Annotated in this window: 19 protein-coding genes; 6 read left to right on the top strand and 13 right to left on the bottom strand. The window is 60.6% G+C overall.

All coding sequences use genetic code 11. The features are described from left to right. Nucleotides 1-79: 79 nt before the first annotated feature. From AC1DVE_RS07290 to cbiE, 13 genes are all read right to left on the bottom strand, one after another. A complete protein-coding gene (locus tag AC1DVE_RS07290) occupies nt 80-1,090 on the bottom strand; it encodes a FecCD family ABC transporter permease (protein WP_223535104.1) in 1,011 nt (336 codons plus the stop codon). Beyond that, nucleotides 1,087-2,046, bottom strand: a complete 960-nt coding sequence (locus tag AC1DVE_RS07295; protein WP_477783860.1) for an ABC transporter substrate-binding protein — start codon at nt 2,044-2,046, stop codon at nt 1,087-1,089. The genes AC1DVE_RS07290 and AC1DVE_RS07295 overlap by 4 nt, the downstream gene beginning before the upstream one ends. Continuing rightward, nucleotides 2,043-2,831, bottom strand: coding sequence for an ABC transporter ATP-binding protein (locus AC1DVE_RS07300; RefSeq protein ID WP_223461652.1), 789 nt, complete (start codon nt 2,829-2,831; stop codon nt 2,043-2,045). The genes AC1DVE_RS07295 and AC1DVE_RS07300 overlap by 4 nt, the downstream gene beginning before the upstream one ends. Before the next feature lie 180 nt (nt 2,832-3,011). Then, nucleotides 3,012-4,391: a PepSY-associated TM helix domain-containing protein gene (locus AC1DVE_RS07305; RefSeq protein WP_223461653.1), complete on the bottom strand. Its 1,380-nt coding sequence runs from the start codon at nt 4,389-4,391 to the stop codon at nt 3,012-3,014. 110 nt (nt 4,392-4,501) lie between these two features. Further along, nucleotides 4,502-6,619: a TonB-dependent copper receptor gene (locus AC1DVE_RS07310; RefSeq protein ID WP_223461655.1), complete on the bottom strand. Its 2,118-nt coding sequence runs from the start codon at nt 6,617-6,619 to the stop codon at nt 4,502-4,504. Between the two features lie 108 nt (nt 6,620-6,727). Continuing rightward, complete coding sequence (locus AC1DVE_RS07315; protein ID WP_223461657.1) at nt 6,728-7,165, bottom strand: DUF2946 domain-containing protein; 438 nt, start codon at nt 7,163-7,165, stop codon at nt 6,728-6,730. Nucleotides 7,166-7,186: 21 nt separating this feature from the next. After that, nucleotides 7,187-7,666, bottom strand: coding sequence for a copper chaperone PCu(A)C (locus AC1DVE_RS07320; RefSeq protein ID WP_223461659.1), 480 nt, complete (start codon nt 7,664-7,666; stop codon nt 7,187-7,189). Between the two features lie 47 nt (nt 7,667-7,713). Continuing rightward, the gene (locus AC1DVE_RS07325; protein WP_223461661.1) at nt 7,714-8,112 is read right to left on the bottom strand and encodes a DUF2946 domain-containing protein; all 399 of its coding nucleotides are present in this window, start codon (nt 8,110-8,112) and stop codon (nt 7,714-7,716) included. Nucleotides 8,113-8,222: 110 nt separating this feature from the next. Continuing rightward, on the bottom strand, nt 8,223-8,546 hold the full coding sequence (locus AC1DVE_RS07330) for a helix-turn-helix domain-containing transcriptional regulator (protein WP_008016808.1): 324 nt from the start codon (nt 8,544-8,546) through the stop codon (nt 8,223-8,225). 4 nt (nt 8,547-8,550) lie between these two features. Beyond that, nucleotides 8,551-8,886 (bottom strand): type II toxin-antitoxin system RelE/ParE family toxin, encoded by a 336-nt coding sequence (locus AC1DVE_RS07335; RefSeq protein WP_477783861.1) that lies wholly within the window; start codon nt 8,884-8,886, stop codon nt 8,551-8,553. A 56-nt stretch (nt 8,887-8,942) separates the two neighbouring features. Next, nucleotides 8,943-9,668 (bottom strand): cobalt-precorrin-6A reductase, encoded by a 726-nt coding sequence (locus tag AC1DVE_RS07340; protein ID WP_223461664.1) that lies wholly within the window; start codon nt 9,666-9,668, stop codon nt 8,943-8,945. Then, nucleotides 9,665-10,762, bottom strand: coding sequence for a cobalt-precorrin-5B (C(1))-methyltransferase (locus AC1DVE_RS07345; protein ID WP_223461666.1), 1,098 nt, complete (start codon nt 10,760-10,762; stop codon nt 9,665-9,667). The genes AC1DVE_RS07340 and AC1DVE_RS07345 overlap by 4 nt, the downstream gene beginning before the upstream one ends. Beyond that, nucleotides 10,755-11,966 carry a precorrin-6y C5,15-methyltransferase (decarboxylating) subunit CbiE gene (cbiE, locus tag AC1DVE_RS07350; protein WP_223461668.1) on the bottom strand — a complete coding sequence of 404 codons (1,212 nt, stop codon included), beginning with the start codon at nt 11,964-11,966 and terminating at the stop codon, nt 10,755-10,757. Before cbiE ends, AC1DVE_RS07345 begins: the two co-directional genes overlap by 8 nt. Before the next feature lie 168 nt (nt 11,967-12,134). On the opposite strand from cbiE, the gene cobG reads away from it, so the two are divergent. The 6 genes from cobG (at nt 12,135) to AC1DVE_RS07380 (ending at nt 18,473) form a co-directional block, all read left to right on the top strand. After that, nucleotides 12,135-13,457: a precorrin-3B synthase gene (gene cobG, locus AC1DVE_RS07355; RefSeq protein ID WP_223461670.1), complete on the top strand. Its 1,323-nt coding sequence runs from the start codon at nt 12,135-12,137 to the stop codon at nt 13,455-13,457. Then, nucleotides 13,450-14,076 carry a precorrin-8X methylmutase gene (locus AC1DVE_RS07360; RefSeq protein ID WP_223461672.1) on the top strand — a complete coding sequence of 209 codons (627 nt, stop codon included), beginning with the start codon at nt 13,450-13,452 and terminating at the stop codon, nt 14,074-14,076. Before cobG ends, AC1DVE_RS07360 begins: the two co-directional genes overlap by 8 nt. Continuing rightward, nucleotides 14,076-14,807, top strand: coding sequence for a precorrin-2 C(20)-methyltransferase (locus AC1DVE_RS07365; protein ID WP_223461728.1), 732 nt, complete (start codon nt 14,076-14,078; stop codon nt 14,805-14,807). Before AC1DVE_RS07360 ends, AC1DVE_RS07365 begins: the two co-directional genes overlap by 1 nt. Continuing rightward, nucleotides 14,807-16,510 carry a precorrin-3B C(17)-methyltransferase gene (gene cobJ / locus AC1DVE_RS07370; protein ID WP_223461673.1) on the top strand — a complete coding sequence of 568 codons (1,704 nt, stop codon included), beginning with the start codon at nt 14,807-14,809 and terminating at the stop codon, nt 16,508-16,510. The genes AC1DVE_RS07365 and cobJ overlap by 1 nt, the downstream gene beginning before the upstream one ends. Nucleotides 16,511-16,747: 237 nt before the next feature. Next, nucleotides 16,748-17,515, top strand: coding sequence for a hypothetical protein (locus AC1DVE_RS07375; protein ID WP_223461675.1), 768 nt, complete (start codon nt 16,748-16,750; stop codon nt 17,513-17,515). A 151-nt stretch (nt 17,516-17,666) separates the two neighbouring features. Next, nucleotides 17,667-18,473, top strand: coding sequence for a hypothetical protein (locus tag AC1DVE_RS07380; RefSeq protein WP_477783862.1), 807 nt, complete (start codon nt 17,667-17,669; stop codon nt 18,471-18,473). Nucleotides 18,474-18,520 lie beyond the last annotated feature (47 nt).

Genomic DNA, 18,520 nt, shown 5'->3' on the forward strand with positions numbered 1-18,520 from the left:
AACTTGTTAAGCGTTAACTCAATACGAGGTTTTTCCAGGCGTAAATGCAGTCATGAAACTTTTTTAATTAAATATGGCGTTAACGACGTCGCATCAAGCCGATGAAGAACAACCCGCCAATCGCCGCAGTGGCAATGCCGATGGGCAAGTCTTCGGGGGCAATCAGTGTCCGGGCGGCGACGTCGACCCAGACGAGAAACAGGCTGCCGAGCAACACGCACACCGGCAGCAATCTTCGGTGTTCAGCCCCAACCAGACGCCGCGCAATGTGTGGCACCATCAGCCCGACAAAACCGATCGAGCCGCTGATCGATACCAGCACCCCGGTCATCAATGACGCAATCAAAAACACCCGCAGGCGTATGGTGCGTGCATTCAGGCCCAGGGTCACCGCTGTCTGCTCGCCGGCCATCAGTGCATTCAGCGGTCGCGCCATGCCCAGCAGCAAAATCAGCCCGAGCAACACACTGGCTGTCGGCACCGCCAGCAACTCCCAGCGTGCTAGCCCGAGCCCGCCGAGCATCCAGAACATCACCGCTGAACTGGCTCGATGGTCGCCCATGAACAGCAGCAAATTGGCAATCGCCATCATCACGAACGACACCGCCACGCCGCACAGCAGCAAGCGGTCACTGTCGAGGCGACCATGACGACTGGCGATCATCAGCACCACCAGCATGCTCAGCAATGCACCGATGAATGCCGCGATCGGCAAGGTCAGCAGGCCAACGATTTCGCCGACATGCAGCACCACGATCACCGCGCCAAGTGTGGCACCGGAAGTCACGCCGAGCAGGTGCGGGTCAGCCAACGGGTTGCGCGTGACCGCTTGCAGCACCGCGCCGATCAACGCCAGGCCGGCGCCCACCAGCGCGCCGAGCAACATGCGCGGCACACGAATCAGCCAGACGATGTGTTCTTGTCCGGGGTTCCAGTCCGGCACACCGAAACCGAACAGTTTGTGTAACAGGATGCGCCACACCACATCCAGCGGCACCCGTGCCGGGCCGAAACCCAGGGACACCACGCACGACACCAGCAACAGCGCACCGAGGGCGATCAGCAACAGGGCGTAGCGACGGTTGATCATTCGCCGTGGAAACCCTTGGCCAGGGTTGCTACCGCCAGCACGTTATCGATCCCCGGCGTGGCCTGCACGTAAGGGATGACGATGAAGCGCTGGTGCTTGATCGCGTCCACCGATTGCAGGGCCTTGTTGCTCAGCAGGAATTGAATCTTCTGTTCGGCAGTGACTTCGCTGTAGTCGACAATCACGATCACCTGCGGGTTGCGTTCGACCACGGTTTCCCAATTGACCCGGGTCCAGCTCGCGTCGACATCCTCCAGAACATTGCTCCCGCCAGCGGCGTCGATCAGCGCCTGCGGCATGCCCAGGCGCCCCGAAGTCATGGCGCGATCTTCGCCGCTGTCGTACAGGAAGACCCGCGGTTTTTCCGTGGGCAGGTCTTTGCCAATGTCTGCCACCTGCGCCTGCATGTTGGCGATCAGGGCATTGGCGCGGTCCTGCACGTCGAAGATTCTGCCGAGGTTGCGCAGGTCGTTGTAGGTGTCTTCGAGGCTGGCCGATGGGCGCTTCATCACGAAGGCGCAGGATTCGCTCAGCTCATACACATTGATGCCCAGCGGTTGCAGGGTTTGTGGCGTGAGATCGCCGCCGATACGCATGCCGTAGTCCCAGCCTGCGAAGAAGAAATCGACGTTGGCATTGAGCAGGGTTTCCACCGACGGATACTTGGCCGCCAGTTCCGGCAGGCCTTCGAGAATGCTCTGCATCTCGGGCGTCACGGCCTTCCAGCCACTGATGCCGCTGTAACCGGCCATCTGCGGTTTGAGGCCGAGGGCGAGCATCATCTGGGTCATGTTGATGTCGTGGCTGAGGGCGTGTTTTGGTGCCTGCTTGAAGGTCACCTCGCGGTTGCAGCTTTTGATTGTCAGCGGGTAATGGGTGGCTTCGGCCAATGCCTGGGCGCTGCCCAGCAGCATCATGAGAGAGAGGCAGGAGCGCAGCAGGGAGCGCAAAGTCATGGTTGGGTTATCCAGGTGATTCGTGGGTAGCCGTGCAGTGGATGTTCATCGATCAGCGCTTCGACGCCGAACACATTGCTCAGCAGCGCAGCCGTCAGGACGTCTTTCGGTGTGCCGCTGGCGACGATACGACCATGGTTGATCACGTACAGCCGATCACAAAAAGCCGCCGCCAGATTGAGGTCGTGGATGCTCGCCAGGGTGCCGATGTTCAAGCGTTTGACCAACTGCAAAAGCTCAAGCTGATAACGCGGATCGAGGTGGTTGGTCGGCTCGTCGAGGATCAGCAACTGTGGTTGCTGGGCCAGGGCGCGGGCGAGGATGACCCGCTGTTTTTCACCACCGGAGAGAGTGGTGAACCCGTGGTGTTCGAAGCCCTTGAGGCCGACGGATTCCAGGGCCTGATCGATCAGATCGCGGTCTTCAAGGGTGTCGCCATCGAACAAGCCTTTGTGCGGCGTGCGGCCCATGGCGACCACTTCCTCGACGGTCAGGCCGAAGGCATCAGGGAACTCCTGCAACACCACGGCGATGCGTTGCGCGCACCAACGCGAGGATTGTTTCCAGACGTTCTGGTGATCGAGTCTGACCTCGCCGCTTTCCGGTTTATTGAAGCGCCAGGCACACCGCAACAGGCTGGTCTTGCCGCTGCCGTTGGGGCCGATCAGCCCGACGAACTCACCGGCGGCCACGTGTAGCGAGGCGTCATACAGCTGGAATTGGTGATCGCAATGGCCGTGACCCAGTGGGGACCAGGTGAGGTTCGTGAGGTTCAGCGAGGTCATGCAGTGGCTCTTGAGGTGATGCTGATGGCCCCTTCGCGGGCAAGCCCGCTCCCACAGGAATTGCGCAAATCCTGTGGGAGCGGGCTTGCTCGCGAAGGGGCCCGAAAGGACACCCTGAATGCGAGAGGGTGACGCGCGGGGGAGTTTACAGTGCCTTTCACCCCACGCATCTCACCTGTTTCATGATGAAGATGAGGCGCTCTCAGTCTGCCGGGTGAAGCGCGACAGCAGCAGGCGATCCAGTACCCACACTACCACCAGCGAAGCGCCCACCAATGGAAAGGCCACCGCCAGGGCGAACATGATCACCATCGCGGTTTTCCATTTCGGCAGGTCATGACGCAGCGGCGGCACGCCGAGTTTTCCTTGCGGACGGCGCTTCCACCAGATCACCACGCCACTGACCGCACTGAGCAAAATCATCAGGCAGATCAGCAACACCACGATCTGATTGAACACACCGAACATCTTGCCCTCGTGCAGCATCACGCCGATTTCCGTGGCACGGGCGACGGTGCCGTAGTGCTCGAAACGTACATCGGCCAGGACCTTGCCGGTGTATTGATCGATGTGCAGCGTGGCGTCATTGCGTGGGTCGTCGGCGAACACGGCGATGGTGAACACGCCGGTCGCGGTGGTCGGCAGGGTGATGCTGTAACCCGGTTCGACCTTGCGTTCGCTGGCGATGTTTTGTACGTCCTGCAGGCGGATCAACGGCGAGGCCGGGCCGGCCGACGCTCCATCGTGAGCCATGTGTTCGGCATGGTCGCCGGACATCGGCATCGGCGTGTTTTCCATGGCCCACGGCACGGTCTGGCGGGTCGCGGTGTTGAGGCTGCGCGCCTCGATATCGGACTTCGGCACGTCATCCCACATGGCGGCCGGGAACACGTTCCACACTTCGGCGTATTGCTTGCCCCAGAAGCCGGTCCAGGTCATGCCGCTGAGCAGCATCACCAGCAGCAGGGACGCGCCCCAGAACCCGGTGACCGCGTGCAGGTCACGCCACAATATGCGACCACGACTGTTCAGGCGTGGCCACAAAATGCCGGCGGCCTGACCGCGCGGCCACCACAGGAAAATGCCCGACACCACCAGCACCACGCCCCAGCCGGCGGCCAGTTCGATCAGCCGATCGCCAACGGTGCCGATCATCAGCTCGCCGTGAATCGACCGGGCAATGGCTTGCAGGTTCTTCTTTGCGTCTTGCTCGCCGAGGATGTCACCGTGATAAGGGTCGACGAAAACGTTCAGCTCCTTGCCATCGTTGAGCACGACAAACTGCGCGCTGCGCTCGGCGTTGACCGGGGGCAGGTACTGGGTGACCTGGCCTTGTGGATAAGCTGTTTTCACCCGTGTCAGCAGGTCGTCGGCCGGGACGGTGTGATGACCGGCCGGGACGTTGAGCAGGCTGCTGTACATCAGCGAATCGAGCTGCGGTTTGAACAGGTAGATGGTGCCGGTCAAGGCCAGCATCACCATGAATGGCGCAACGAACAATCCGGCATAGAAATGCCAGCGCCAGGCCAGGTTGTAGAAATTCACTTTGGGCTGTTTCATTACGTGTGCTCCGCTTGGCTGGATCTTTTAGTTGTTTGTTTTGCGGTTGCTGCGCAACCGTTCGCGGGCAAGCCCGCTCCCCTGTAGGAGCGAGCTTGCTCGCGAAGCTTTTAGAAACTCATGTCCACCTTGGTCCAGAGCGTTCGCCCCGGTTCCTTGATGGCTTGCGGGTCATTGGCCGGGTAGCCGAAACCGGCGTTGCCGGCCAGGTTCAAGTGCTCGGCGTAAGCCTTGCCGAACAGGTTGTCGACGCCGCTGCTGACCTTCCAGTTGCTGTTGATCCGATAGGCACCGTTGAGGGAGAACACGCCGAAGCCCGGCGTCTTGCCGAAATCCTTGCCGACCACGTTGCCCTTGTTCTGGTCGATGCGGTTTTGCGCGGCGACCACTCTCCACAGTGCGCCGGCGCTCCAGTTGTCTTCGCTGTAGGTCAGGCCGAAACGGGCATCCAACGGCGGCATCTGCGGCAATGCATTGCCATCGCTGCTGTTCTTGCCCCAGGCGTAGGCCAGGGTCGCGTCGGCGTTCCAGTTCTCGGTGAAGTTGTAAGCGACGCCCAGTTCGCCGCCCATGATTCGCGCGTCGATGTTTTCGGCTTGCGAGGTCATGCCCATCATTGTCGGGGTGTAGTTGAACAGGATGTAATCGCGCACCTGCCCGACGTAAGCCGAGGCCCAGGCTTCGAGGTTCTCGGTCTTGTATTGCAGGCCGAAATCGAGCTGGGTGGTTTTTTCCGGTTTGATCGAATCGAAGGCATTCACCGAACCGGCGGGGCCGGACTTGGGTGAAAACAGTTCCCAGTAATCCGGGAATCGCTGGGTGTGACCGAGACCGGCATACAAGGTGGTCGGGCTGTCGGCCAGGTCATGCTCGTAGCGGATGAAACCGCTGGGCAGGGTATCGGCGCGGGTGTCGTCGGCGGTCGGATTCGGGCGGGTCATCATGCCCGAGCCGGTGGTCTGCCGATAATCCTTGGCCGAGGCGCGGTCCAGGCGTGCGCCGCTGATCAGGCGGTTCCGGTCGGCGGCGTACCAGGTCAGTTCGCCGAACACACCGTAGTTATGGAAGTCGGCATCCTTGGTGTACGGCAGGTCCTTGTAGGTGTCGACGCCCATGGCGCTGCGCTGGCGATGCTCATTGGTCTGCGCGTCGATGCCGCTGATAAGCTGCACATCGGCCCAGCGCCAGGTGGCCTTGACCCGGGCGCCGAGGGTGCGGCGGTCGACGTTGGAGGCCATGGGGCCTGCCATCATCCCGGTGCCGGATGGCGTGCGCAGGGTGTAGTTGTCCATCACGTGGTCGGCGTAGTTGTAGTAGACCTGCGCCTCGACTTTATCCAATACGTCGCCGATGTTGGACTGCTCGAAACGCAAGCCGAGGCTTTCGCGCAGGAACTGCGAACCGTCCATGCTGCGCCCGGCGTAGCGGGCTTCACCATCGCCACGGCCGGCGGTCAACTCCAGCAAGGTGTCGGCATTCGGGGTCCAGCCGACGGCCACGTCGCCGTTCCATTTTTCATAGCGCGACGGCACGGTGTCGTTGTTGCCGTCCTGGTAGTCGTCGGAGTGCGCGGTGTTTCCGATGACTCGCACGTAACCCGACTGACCGCCGGCTGCGGCGTCCACCAGTTTGTCGAAGCGACCGTAGGAGCCGGCCAGCACGCTGGCGTTGACCCGTGTGCCGAGTTCGCCGAAGTGCTCCGGCTCACGGTCGAACAGGATAGTGCCAGCCGAGGAACCCGGTCCCCACAGCACGGTTTGCGGGCCCTTGATTACGGTGAGTTTGTCGAAGGTTTCCGGCGAGATATAAGAAGTCGGAGCGTCCATGCGGCCCGGGCAGGCACCGAGCATCATGCCGCCGTTGGTGAGTATGTTCAGCCGCGAGCCGAACATGCCACGCAGCACCGGGTCACCATTGGTGCCGCCATTGCGCACCATGGCGAAGCCCGGGATGGTTTTCAGGTAATCGGCGCCGTCGCTGGCCGGCACCGGTTGGCGCGGGTCCTTGGGGTTGGTGACGATGGTCAAGGGCGAGCTGGGCGCAACGGCGGTAATCACCGTCGGGCTCAGTTCTTCACTGTGACCGGCATGATCATCGGCCAGCGCAGAAGGCGCCAGCAAAGCACCGCACAGGATCGCGGTGGCGTGCCTGAAACGAACGCCGGATTCGTTCAGGGCATAAGAGGCTTGGGCAGGGCTCAAGCACGGGACAGCGGAAAACCTGGACATGACAATTTCCATCGAACAGTCGTAAACGACACGGCCGGCAGCCTGCACAATCCCTGTGGGATTGAGCGTTGGCGGTCTTGCGGACCGTGTGAAATCAGAAGTGAGTGTTTACGCGACGATGGGCGGGGCGCGGGTGCGGGCGCCGGGGAAGAAGGTTTGCCAGGCATGGCCCAGGCGCGGAGAGGGTGTGGTGAAGGTGTTGACGGGCGGGATGACGAAGTTGGCGAAAGACACGCCACCGGTCAGCGCCGGGCAATTGAACAGCAGGCTGCAATAGCCGCACTTTTCCCACAGCACATGGTGCCCCGGGGCTGGCGGGCAATGCTCGGCGGTGACTTGCGTGGCATGGTCGGCATGCTCCATCGCCGACATGTCCATACCCACAGGCATGGTCATCGACATGGCGCGCGAATCCATCGGCATCGACTGAGAAATCAGCGGACCGATAAAGATCATCAGCATGGCGAACAGGCTGATCCAGCTGCCGCGTGTCAGGCTCAATGCCTGATTGCGTGAACTGGATGACCTGGCGCTAAGCGGGCGCATGGGCGTTTTCAGTTCAGGCGATTACGGCTTGTGCACGTGCGCTTGCATGGCGTCCGGCCCTTGCTTCTGCACCGCGACTTCAACCGTCACGTCACCGGACTTCTCGAAGTGCAGCGTCATGGGGAAGCGCTTGCCGTCAACCAGCAGGCTGCGGTCCTTGAGGCCCAGCAACATCACGTGATAGGCCATCGGCGCGAAAGTGACCTCGCCTCCGGCGGGCACTTCCACGCTTGTTACGTGCTGCATTTTCATCATGTCGCCTTGCATCACGTGCTCATGCAATTGCGCTTCGCCGGCAATGGGGGTGTCGACACTGAGCAGGCGGTCAGCGGTCTTGCCTTCATTGTTGATCACGAAATAAGCCGCAACGGTGGGCGCATTGGGCGGCAACTCCTGGGACCACGGATGAGCGATTTGCAGTGTGCCGACCTTGTATTCGTGGGCATTGGCAAAGCAGGCAGGCAGCAGCAACGCAGCCAGAACGATGAGTTTGTTCAACATGGCAGTTCTCCGGAACGATTTAAAACGCAGTCAATTGCGAGAAAAAATCACACCAGAGGGGACGCGCGGGGGTTGAGGCTCGGCCATTGCTGGCGCGGTGACGGGCTTTCGAGGGAGGTGGCGGGCAGGCTTCGGTTGGATTCGAAGTGCGCGAAATACAGCTGTGGCGAATGCCCCGGCAACGCCACTAATGGCGCAGAGCCCGAGCAGCACCAGCAATGCTGCATGTTGGAATGATCGTCGCTTTGCGGGGCTTTCTGTTCAAGGTCCCCGATGGAAATCGCCACCATCCTGGTGCCGCTGGAACTGCAGAAACTGCCCCACAACAACTGTTCGGCAGGTGAATTAGCCGTTTGTGCCATCGCTCCGGACATCGGCATGGCGAGCATGTTGAACAGCACTGCGAAGCAGGCTATCCAGGCAATTGCGAGCCGTTGTCGGGACATGGGACAAAATCCGTTTGGGTGGGCGATCAGGCGCGGGCTATTTAGCCTGATCAGGGCCAATAAGTAAAAAGGCGGCGTGCGGTTTGGTGTCGCAGCAAAAAGACGTTAGCTCAGTGCGCACGTACCGCATGTACTTGTATTTCTACTCCAAGCGTAGCGCGAATTACGGCGAATATTGCAGCCAGGTTGTCCATGCTTGGGTTGCCTTTGGCGGACAACATTCGATGGAGGCTTTTGCTGGGCTTTGCCGTTTCCTTTGCCAGTTCTTCAAAACCAACGGTGGCGTTGATGAGGTCGCGAAGGATGATCCGCGCCATTTCGGGTTCGCCGTTAAGAAACAGAGTAGCAGCCTCATCCAGCAGTGCCTGGGCGAACTCGGGATCACGTTGGGCACGCTCGGCAATGGTGTGTTTGTAGCTTCGGGTGAGCGCCATGATGTTATCTCCGGTGTCGTTCAGTCTTTTTTCGAGATCGAAACTCGGCTATCAGTACTTTCGCCTGTTTGATGTCGGTTTTTTGTGTGGACTTGTCACCGCCACCAAAAAGGATGATCAGGTGTTTCCCCTCTTGAACGAGATAGATTCTATAGCCCGGGCCCCAATTTATCCGGTACTCGCCGAGCCCGTCGAACCACTTGATGTTTGATGTGTTTCCTAACTCGAGGCGCAGCAGCGCGGTGGATACCTTAAGCGCGGTCTGCGCATTCAAGTTGGAAAACCAGCGACCAAATGGGCTGGTTTCGTTGTCCTGTACGTATTCTTCGAGCGTGATCACAGGCGGCCCTGATGGTAACAAATAGGTTACTTATCATGCAAGCCAATGATCCTGACCTAATGAACGAAGACCGACAACGCGCCAAGTGTTTCCTCAGGTGTCAGGAACTCCCGATCAACCCCCGGCAACACTGGCCGCTTCAAGACAATCACCGGCACACCACGCTCACGCGCGACTTCCAGCTTCGGCTCGGTCGCCGTGCTGCCGCTGTTCTTGCTGATCAGCACGTCGATGTTTCGCCGTTCGAACAACTCACGTTCATCGTCGATCAGGAAGGGTCCCCGTGCGCCGATCACCTCGCAGCGATCGTTGCCCGGATATACATCCAGTGCGCGCAGGGTCCAGAATTGCTCTGCAGGAATTTCGTCCAGGTGTTGCAGGGGCTCGCGGCCGAGGGTGAACAGCGGTCGACGGAAGGGCTTCAGGGCGTCGATCAGTTCGGCCCAATCGCTGACTTTCCGCCAGTCATCACCCGCCTGGGCTTGCCAGGCCGGACGCCGTAACGCCCAGCAGGGAATGCCGCTCAAGCGCGCGGCGGTCGCGGCGTTCTGGCTGATCTGGGCGGCGTAGGGGTGAGTGGCGTCGAGCAGCAGCTCGATGCCTTCATCGCCAATGAATTGCGCCAGACCCTCGGCACCGCCGTAGCCGCCGACGCGAACCTGGCATTGCAGATCCGTCGGCACCCGACCGACACCGGCCAGGCTGTAGATATGCTGCGGTCCCAGCGTGCGGGCAATGGTCATGGCTTCAGTCACGCCGCCGAGCAACAGGATGCGCTTCATTGAAATGCTCCCGCATGGCCAACGATCCTGCCCTGGCGATCGATGGCAAAGACTTCCACCTGAACCTGCGCCGGCACCACGCTGCGGGCAAAGTCCAAGGCGTGCTGACAGACTGCATCACCCAGGGCGACCCCGGCTGCGGCGGCCATGGCCAGTGCCTGCTGGCTGGTGTTGGCCTCGCGGATATTCTGCTGCAACGCCGCATCGGCGCCGACCTGCGCCGCCCATAGCGCCAGTTGCGGCAGGTCAATGCTCGAATGACGACTGTGCAAATCCATGTGCCCGGCCGCCAGTTTACTGATCTTGCCGAAACCACCGCACAGGCTGAGTTTATCCACCGGTACTTTGCGCAGGTGCTTGAGCACGGCGCCAACGAAGTCGCCCATTTCGATCAGGGCGATTTCCGGCAGGTTGTAGACCCGGCGCATGGTGTCTTCGCTGGCGTTGCCGGTACAGGCGGCGATGTGCAGGTAACCGTTGGTTTTCGCCACGTCGATGCCCTGGTGGATCGAGGCGATGTAGGCCGCACAGGAAAACGGCCGGACGATGCCACTGGTGCCGAGAATCGACAGGCCGCCAAGTATGCCCAGGCGCGGATTCATGGTCTTCAGTGCCAGTGCCTCGCCGTTCTCGACGTTGACCGTGACCTCGAAACCGCCGCTGTAGCCGAGTTCGTCGGCCAGTCGGGCCAAGTGGTCGCTGATCATTTTGCGTGGCACCGGGTTGATCGCGGGCTCGCCGACACCCAGCACCAGCCCGGGCCGGGTCACTGTGCCGACGCCGCGACCGGCCTTGAAGCGAGTCCCCGGTTCGGCGCTCAGGCGCACCTGGGAGTAGAGCAGCGCACCGTGGGTCACGTCCGGATCGTCACCGGCGTCCTTGAGGGTTCCCGCTTCGGCGCCGTCCTCGGTGAGGCGGCAGAACTCCAGGCGCATCTGCACCTGTTTGCCCTTGGGCAACACGATTTCCACCGCATCGGTCGATGTGCCAGCCAGCAGCAGACGCGCGGCGGCGAGGCTGGTGGCCGTGGCGCAACTGCCGGTGGTCAGGCCGCTGCGCAGGGGGGCAGGTTGTTCGGCGGTTTCGTCACGCATCGAAGGGTTTTGTCACGTCCAGCAAGGTAATCGGCAAGGCCTGGCGCCAGGTGTCGAAGTCGCCCAGCGGTTGTGCTTGCGCGATATGAATGCGAGTCAACTCCCCGCCATGTTGCTCGCGCCAGGCCATCAGGGTCATTTCACTTTGCAGGGTGACTGCGTTGGCAATCAGCCGGCCACCGGGCTTGAGTTCGGCCCAACAGGTATCGAGCACACTCTCGCGGGTGACACCGCCGCCGATGAAAATCGCATCCGGCCGCTCCAGCCCGGCCAATGCTTGCGGCGCGCTGCCGCGAACCAGTTGCAGGCCGGGAACGCCGAGGGCGTCGCGGTTATCTTCGATCAACGCTTGTCGGCCCGCATCCGCCTCGATGGCCAGTGCGCGGCAGCTGGGGTGAGCGCGCATCCATTCGATGCCGATCGAGCCACTGCCGGCGCCGACGTCCCACAACAGTTCGCCGGGGATCGGGGCCAGGCGCGCGAGGGTGATGGCGCGCACATCGCGTTTGGTCAGTTGGCCGTCGTGCTTGAACGCCGAGTCCGGCAACCCGGCCAGTCGTGACAGGCGCTGTGCGCTTGGTTCAACAATGCAGTCGATGGCGATCAGGTTCAGGTCCGCGATCACAGGATCGGTCCAGTCATTGGCGATGCCGTCGATACGCCGCTCTGCTTCACCGCCCAAATGTTCGAGCACAGTTAACCGGCTCAGACCGAAACCACGTTCACGCAGCAGTGCGGCGATGGCGGCGGGGCTGCTGCCGTCGTTACTCAACACCAGCAAGCGCACGCCACTGAACAATTGCGCGCTGAGTGCAGTGACGGGGCGGGCAACCACTGACAACGTGACCACTTCCTGCAAGGGCCAACCCATTCGCGCCGCGGCCAGTGAGCAGGAGGACGGTGCGGGAAGCGTCAGCATCTCGGTTGCGGGGAGTTGCCGGGCGAGGCTGGCGCCGACGCCGAAGAACATCGGATCGCCACTGGCCAGCACGCAAACGGGTTCGCCACGGTGCGACAGCAGCGACTCAAGGCAGAAGGGGCTCGGCCACGGCTGGCGCTCGCCGCGTATGCACGGCGGGAGCAACTCCAGGTGCCGCTGGCCGCCGAAGATTTTCGAAGCGCGCAACAGCGCATGCCGGGCGTTCTTGCCCAGGCCCTTGAATCCGTCTTCGCCGATGCCCACTACCGTCAGCCAGGGTGTCATGCCATTCCTCTATCACGCGTTCAACGTTGTTGGGCGGCATGATAGCGCGGGTTCCTTGAGCTGACTGCCTTCTCTTCCCGACCGGAGTCTTTTCATGCAGCGAAGTAAAGCAGGCATAATACCGCGCACTTTCGCCGTGAATCGCCTCGCCACCTGAACGGGTCCGCCTTGAACGAACTTCCGCTGTCCACTGCCTTACGCCCCTCGGCCTGCCCGGGGTTGCTGCGTATCGTGCCGGCACTGGATGGCGGTATCTGCCGGATCAAGTTGAACGGCGGTTCGATCAGTAGCGTCCAGGCCGAGGCCGTGGCGGCTGCGGCCGAGTGTTTCGCCAGCGGAGCGATCGAGGCGACCAACCGGGCCAACCTGCAGATCCGCGGCATCGGCAACGAGCAATCGGCGTTGATCGACAGCCTGCTGGCCGCCGATCTGGGGCCGCGTACGGCGGCTGGCGACGATGTGCGCAACCTGATGCTCAGCCCCGGCGCCGGGATCGATCGGCGCATGCTGTTCGACACTCGCCCGCTGGCCGGGCAGATCCTCGCCACATTGCAAAACCACGAAGCGTTCCACGACCTCAGCGCCAAGTTCGCCGTGCAACTCGATGGCGGTGAAGACCTGGCGATGCTCGAACATCCCCATGACCTGTGGCTCTCGGCGTTTGAGCAAGACGGCGAGCAACGGCTGGCATTTGGTCTGGCGGGATGCCCGACGGACAGCCCCGCCGGGTCGGTTGCACTGGCTGACGGGTACGCGCTGGTGGTTGCGGTCCTTGAGTTGTTCCTTGATCTGGCGCGCCCCGAGCAGACGCGGATGCGTCATTTGCTGGCCGAGTATTCGGTCGAGGATGTTCTGCTTCGGCTGGCTGAGCGAGTACCGATGCAAGCTGTTGTCGGTTGGCAGCGGCTTTCCGGTTGCAGTGATTTGCACATGGGCGCCCATCCCCAGGCCGAGTCCGGTGTCGTCTATGTGGGGGGCGTGCCGCCGCTGGGGCGGCTCGATCCGGCGATGCTGCGGGGGGTGGCACAACTGGCACGCGAGTTCGGTGATTCCAGTCTGCGCTTCACACCCTGGCAAAGCCTGCTGCTGCCCAATATCCGCTTGGACAGCGCCGCCGAAGTCATGGGGCGTTTGCAACGCTTGGGCTTGTCCTGTGAAGCCGGTCAGCCATTGTCCCGGCTGATCGCCTGCACCGGTTCCAGCGGTTGCGCCAAGGGGTTGGCCGAGACCAAGGGTGATGCCCTGCAACTGGCCACACTGCTGCACCGCCATGGACCGGCGCTGAATATACACCTGAGCGGTTGCCCGCGTTCCTGCGCCGCCGCGCATACGGCGCCTGTCACATTACTGGCCGTCGCCCACGGTCACTACGATCTCTATTTTCGCGATGCAGCGCAGCCGGGCTTCGGCGCACTGCACGCACGCAACCTTACTATTGAAGCGGTCGCGGCCCTGCTCGACGCCCGCTCACGGAGCCCCCTTGATGCTTGATTACATCCGCGACGGTCAGGAGATCTATCGCAACTCCTTCGCGATCATTCGCGCCGAGGCCAACCTCGACCGAATCCCGGGCGATCTGGAGAAACTCGCGGTCCGTGTGATTCACGCCTGCGGCATGGTCGAGGCCATCGACGGTTTGCAGTTTTCCGAAGGGGCGGGCAAGGCCGGGCGTGATGCGCTGGCGGCCGGCGCGCCGATTTTGTGCGATGCGCGGATGGTCTCCGAAGGCGTGACCCGCGCGCGGTTGCCGGCGAACAATCCGGTGATCTGCACCTTGCGCGACGAGAGCGTTCCGGAACTGGCCCGTGAATTGGGTAACACCCGCTCAGCCGCTGCGCTGGAACTGTGGCGCCCGTACCTCGAAGGCAGCGTGGTGGTCATCGGCAACGCCCCGACGGCGCTGTTTTACCTGCTGGAAATGCTCGATGCCGGCGCACCGAAACCGGCGCTGATCCTCGGTTTTCCAGTGGGCTTCGTCGGTGCCGCCGAATCCAAGGCCGCGCTGGCAGCCGACAGCCGTGGCGTGCCTTTTGTCATCATGCAGGGTCGCCTGGGCGGTAGCGCCATGGCCGCCGCCGCCGTCAATGCTCTCGCCACGGAGATCGAATGATGCAGCAACCTGGACGTTTGATCGGCCTCGGCGTCGGTCCCGGTGATCCGGAACTGATTACCGTCAAGGCCCTGCGCCTGCTGCGCGAATCGCCGGTGGTGGCGTACTTCGTCGCCAAGGGTAAAAAGGGCAATGCCTTCGGCATCATCGAGGCGCATCTGCAAGACGCACAGAATCTGTTGCCGCTGGTGTACCCGGTGACTACCGAAGCCTTGCCGGCACCGCTGTCCTACGAGCAAGTGATCAGCGACTTTTACGATGACGCCGCCGATGAACTGGCGACGCATCTTGATGCGGGTCGCGACGTGGCGGTGATTTGTGAAGGCGATCCGTTCTTCTACGGCTCCTACATGTACCTGCACGACCGGCTCGCCGAACGTTATCAGGCTGAAGTCGTGCCCGGTGTGTGCTCGATGCTCGGCGGGGCCTCGGTGCTCGGTGCGCCGCTGGTGTATCGCAATCAGAGTCTGTCGGTGTTGTCCGGTGTGCTGCCGCCCGACGAACTCAAGCGTCGCCTGGCCGATGCCGATGCGGCGGTGATCATGAAACTGGGGCGCAACTTTCCCAAGGTTCGCCAGGTGCTGGAAGAACTCGGCCTGGCCGAGCGCGCGTTGTATGTCGAGCGCGCGACCATGGCCAATCAGAAGATCGTGCCGCTGGATCAGGTCGAGCCGATGTCTTCGCCATACTTCTCGTTGATCATCGTTCCCGGCGAAAGGTGGCAAGGCTGATGACCCGTCCAGTTCCGGCGATTGTCATTCTCGGCAATGGCAGCCTCGCTACCGCACGCAGCATTCAGCAGGTGTACCCCGAAGCCCTGATCCATGGCCTGGCCGAACGGGTCGAAGGCGCGGATCGGGTCTATCACGAGTTCGGCGCGACCCTGCGCGAGCTCTATCAACAGGGCACACCGATCATTGCCCTGTGCGCGGCGGGGATCGTGATCCGCACGCTGGCGCCCTTGTTGCTGGAAAAGGGCGCCGAGCCACCAGTATTGGCGGTGGCCGAAGACGGCAGCGCCGTGGTTCCACTGCTGGGCGGGCTCGGCGGGGTGAATGTGATGGCGCGGGAGATTGCCGCCGCACTTGGAGTCGCGGCGGCGATCACCACCAGCGGCGAGTTGCGTTTCGGCACGTGCCTGCTCAACCCGCCCAGCGGCTATGCCCTTGGCGATCTGGAGCTGGGTAAGCGGTTCGTTTCCGATTTGCTCGCGGGCGAAACCGTGCGTATCGAAGGCGAGGCGCCGTGGCTGGCGCAGGCGCAATTGCCTGAAGATGCACAGGCCCGACTGGCGGTACATGTCAGTCATGCCGAACGGGCACCCGCGGCCAACGAGTTGTTGATCTACCCGCGCAATGTGGTGGTCGCTGTAGATGCTGGCCTGGTGAACATCGCGGGGGCGGTGCGCGAAGCTTTGCATCAGGCGAAAATCGCCGTGCAGTCGCTGGCTTGCCTGTTGGGCGCCGACACCGAAATGGCCAGTTCGGGGTTGCACGAGGCGGCGCTTGAACTGGGTGTGCCGCTGCGTTTTGCCGGAGCTGAGAAGGCGCTTGGCGAACGTCTGCGTACTGCCATTGGCCAGCCCGTTTCCATGCTTGGTAGCGACACCGTTGCCATTGCGGTGGCAGAGCAGCCGCTGGACCCGTTGCAGATCGGCCGCCCGCGTGGACGGCTGGCGGTGATCGGCCTCGGGCCGGGCGCTGCTGAGCTGATGGTGCCGGCAGTGAAGGCTGAACTGGCCCGGGCAACCGACGTGCTGGGTTACGAAACCTACGTGCGCATGGCCGGGCCGTTTCGCGCCGATCAGGTGCTGCATTGCACCGACAACCGCGAAGAGATGCAGCGCGCCCGTCACGCTTTCGAACTGGCGGCCCAAGGGCGTTCGGTGGTGGTGGTTTCTTCAGGAGATCCGGGGGTTTTCGCCATGGCTGCGGCGGTGCTGGAAGCGCTGCACGAATCCACCGACGTCCATTGGCACAACGTCGATCTCGAGATTTTGCCGGGGGTTTCCGCCTCGCTGGCGACAGCCGCCCAGGCGGGTGCGCCGCTGGGGCATGACTTCTGCGTGCTGTCGCTGTCGGATAACCTCAAGCCATGGGCAATCATCGAGAAACGCCTGGACCTGGCCGCGCAAGCCGACCTGGCCCTGGCCTTCTACAACCCGATCTCGCGTTCACGGCCGTGGCAGTTAGGGAGGGCGTTAGAGATAGTCGCCGAGCACCGCGCGCCTGAAACACCAGTGGTCCTGGGTCGGGACATTGGTCGTCCGGGCCAGACATTGCGCGTTACGACGCTGGGGCAGTTGACCCCGGATCAGGTCGACATGCGCACCATGGTGCTGATCGGCTCGTCCACCACCTGCTCTTTCCCTCGTCCTGAGGGGGGCGAATGGGTCTACACGCCGCGTTGGTATGGCGACAAACCCGCTTCCTGAATCAAGACGCCTCTTTGGAGGCGTTTTTTTTGTGAAGTATCCTGCATGAACAAGTTTCTGGTTTGTGGAGTTTTTGCTGGAAATATAAGTTTAAATATTGAAAGTATCTATGAGTGGCTGTTTTGATATTGTGTGATGTGCCTGTTGATAACAGTTTCTTGGCGAGTGTTTCTTGTATGTCGGGAGTTTCTTTGTTTCGATAGGGTGTGCAATATGTGTTAGTGGAGAACATTAAATATGGACTTTGATTTTGCTGTTATCCCTAGTCTTGAACAACGCCTTGAGTTTGTTCGGAATATGAGCTTTCTGCGTGTCCAGCGTTCAGGCAGGGTCAGGAGGTTTGCCGTTGGCGATGACGTCTGGGCATATGATGATCGTGCGCAAAGTGCGATGCTGATTGGCAGAACACTGCTGGGCTGTATGGCAGGCTTGAGCAGGGAAGAAAAGAAAGAAATCAAGAACAGCATCAAGATTGCCAGTTTGGTGTGTGATACATACGAAAATGAGGCACTTGGTCTTGGCGATTGGCTGAATCGCTACGCGAGAACGCTTAATCATTTTGGATGGTATTCGGATCGACATCCTGGTGAAAAGGTTTATAGGGATCTGTCCAGTACGGTTTCCGCGAAAATGATTGAAACGGTTCGGCAACTGGGTAACGAACCCATGCTGACCAACACTATAGCGGCTTTCAAGGCGCTGGGATCTGACTCTCGTGGGCTGACGGCTTATGCCGGAGCGACGCTGTACGGCAAATCCTTTCAAGTTGCACCAGCAGGGCGTGATAGTAAGGGAATACTGACGATGGAACTTAATCACGCGCGGTTGAACGTCAAGCGAAAAACCGAGAGTTTCCTGTTTGTCAGTTGGCAGAAGGGTGAGGCCGAGTTGCAGCATAATTACCGAAGCTTTTATCTCGACAGAAACGCTTATGCGGAAACGAAACAGGAGTTGGAGGCTGTCCTCGAGGAAAGCGATATGGCCGAAATCGAGTTAAGGCTTTGAAAATGTATTACCGCTATTTTGTAAGTAATGGTGTTGGTGATTTGTTGTGTGTAGTTTAAAGTTTGGCAAGTATTGACACTCGGTTGTGATTTGATTAACTTTGGTTTCGGGTCGGGATTGGCCCTTTTAATATATTATATGGATATTCGAAATGACTAATATTACTGCGGTAGAAATGAGCGAGGCGCAATGCCTGGAATTTATCGAGGAAAGCCTGAAAGAAACTTTGCCTGTTATTCAGCAGCAAGCCGGTAGACGTGTTCGCCGTGCCGTCGACGGGGTTATTGATACCGATAAGTTGAATGCAGCGATTCTCAATTCCACGATGATTTCCTTTCCCGAGGGCGTGAGCCGCCGCAACAAAACAATCATAATGCGAACCTTTTTGTTCGCCGACCTGTCTGCGCAGATCAAGTTTCCCAACGAGCAAGATCAGGTTCAACGCTGGGAACACATGCTTAAAGGGATGCAGGTCATGGGCTGGACCATGTTCGGCAACCCGACGATCAATTACCAGGAGTCGGCGAGCGGCCTGCTAATGTCCAATCTGGTGCTGGACATTGCCAAATCAATGATAGGCGGTCTTGGCGGCGGCCTCGGACCTATCCTGAAGCTGGGGGTGGAAAAGGCAATCGAAGGTCTGCAGGCCAATAAAGAAGCATTGAAACTCTATGAAAATAACGGCAAGAAAGGCGATGGCGCAAACTTCGGTCTCGCAAGCTGTGCACAGGATAGCGATGGTGAAGTCAGCCTGGTGATGAGCGCTATCAGTTATTACACCACGTCCGGAAATACCAAGATCGCTTTCTTTGACAAGACCTCCTCATCTGGCAGGTTGTTTCAATCCAAGGGTGTTTTCAGCATCCATGCCGATGACTATACCGAGAAGAAGGAGGATGCAGCCAACAGGTTCTATGAAGCTGTCGATAAGCGCCTGGAAATGGAGTTTGGTATCTGATTTCCAGTCTGGTCAGGTGCGATGCACCTGACCTTTTACGGAGTGTG

The organism is Pseudomonas sp. P4_B4, from assembly GCF_056402255.1.

Coding starts and splice junctions, on each gene's coding strand:
- AC1DVE_RS07290 (WP_223535104.1), bottom strand. CDS start 1,090: ATGATCAACCGTCGCTACGCCCTGTTGCTGATCGCCCTCGGTGCGCTG.
- AC1DVE_RS07295 (WP_477783860.1), bottom strand. CDS start 2,046: ATGACTTTGCGCTCCCTGCTGCGCTCCTGCCTCTCTCTCATGATGCTG.
- AC1DVE_RS07300 (WP_223461652.1), bottom strand. CDS start 2,831: ATGACCTCGCTGAACCTCACGAACCTCACCTGGTCCCCACTGGGTCAC.
- AC1DVE_RS07305 (WP_223461653.1), bottom strand. CDS start 4,391: ATGAAACAGCCCAAAGTGAATTTCTACAACCTGGCCTGGCGCTGGCAT.
- AC1DVE_RS07310 (WP_223461655.1), bottom strand. CDS start 6,619: ATGTCCAGGTTTTCCGCTGTCCCGTGCTTGAGCCCTGCCCAAGCCTCT.
- AC1DVE_RS07315 (WP_223461657.1), bottom strand. CDS start 7,165: ATGCGCCCGCTTAGCGCCAGGTCATCCAGTTCACGCAATCAGGCATTG.
- AC1DVE_RS07320 (WP_223461659.1), bottom strand. CDS start 7,666: ATGTTGAACAAACTCATCGTTCTGGCTGCGTTGCTGCTGCCTGCCTGC.
- AC1DVE_RS07325 (WP_223461661.1), bottom strand. CDS start 8,112: ATGTCCCGACAACGGCTCGCAATTGCCTGGATAGCCTGCTTCGCAGTG.
- AC1DVE_RS07330 (WP_008016808.1), bottom strand. CDS start 8,546: ATGGCGCTCACCCGAAGCTACAAACACACCATTGCCGAGCGTGCCCAA.
- AC1DVE_RS07340 (WP_223461664.1), bottom strand. CDS start 9,668: ATGAAGCGCATCCTGTTGCTCGGCGGCGTGACTGAAGCCATGACCATT.
- AC1DVE_RS07345 (WP_223461666.1), bottom strand. CDS start 10,762: ATGCGTGACGAAACCGCCGAACAACCTGCCCCCCTGCGCAGCGGCCTG.
- cbiE (WP_223461668.1), bottom strand. CDS start 11,966: ATGACACCCTGGCTGACGGTAGTGGGCATCGGCGAAGACGGATTCAAG.
- AC1DVE_RS07360 (WP_223461672.1), top strand. CDS start 13,450: ATGCTTGATTACATCCGCGACGGTCAGGAGATCTATCGCAACTCCTTC.
- AC1DVE_RS07365 (WP_223461728.1), top strand. CDS start 14,076: ATGCAGCAACCTGGACGTTTGATCGGCCTCGGCGTCGGTCCCGGTGAT.
- cobJ (WP_223461673.1), top strand. CDS start 14,807: ATGACCCGTCCAGTTCCGGCGATTGTCATTCTCGGCAATGGCAGCCTC.
- AC1DVE_RS07375 (WP_223461675.1), top strand. CDS start 16,748: ATGGACTTTGATTTTGCTGTTATCCCTAGTCTTGAACAACGCCTTGAG.
- AC1DVE_RS07380 (WP_477783862.1), top strand. CDS start 17,667: ATGACTAATATTACTGCGGTAGAAATGAGCGAGGCGCAATGCCTGGAA.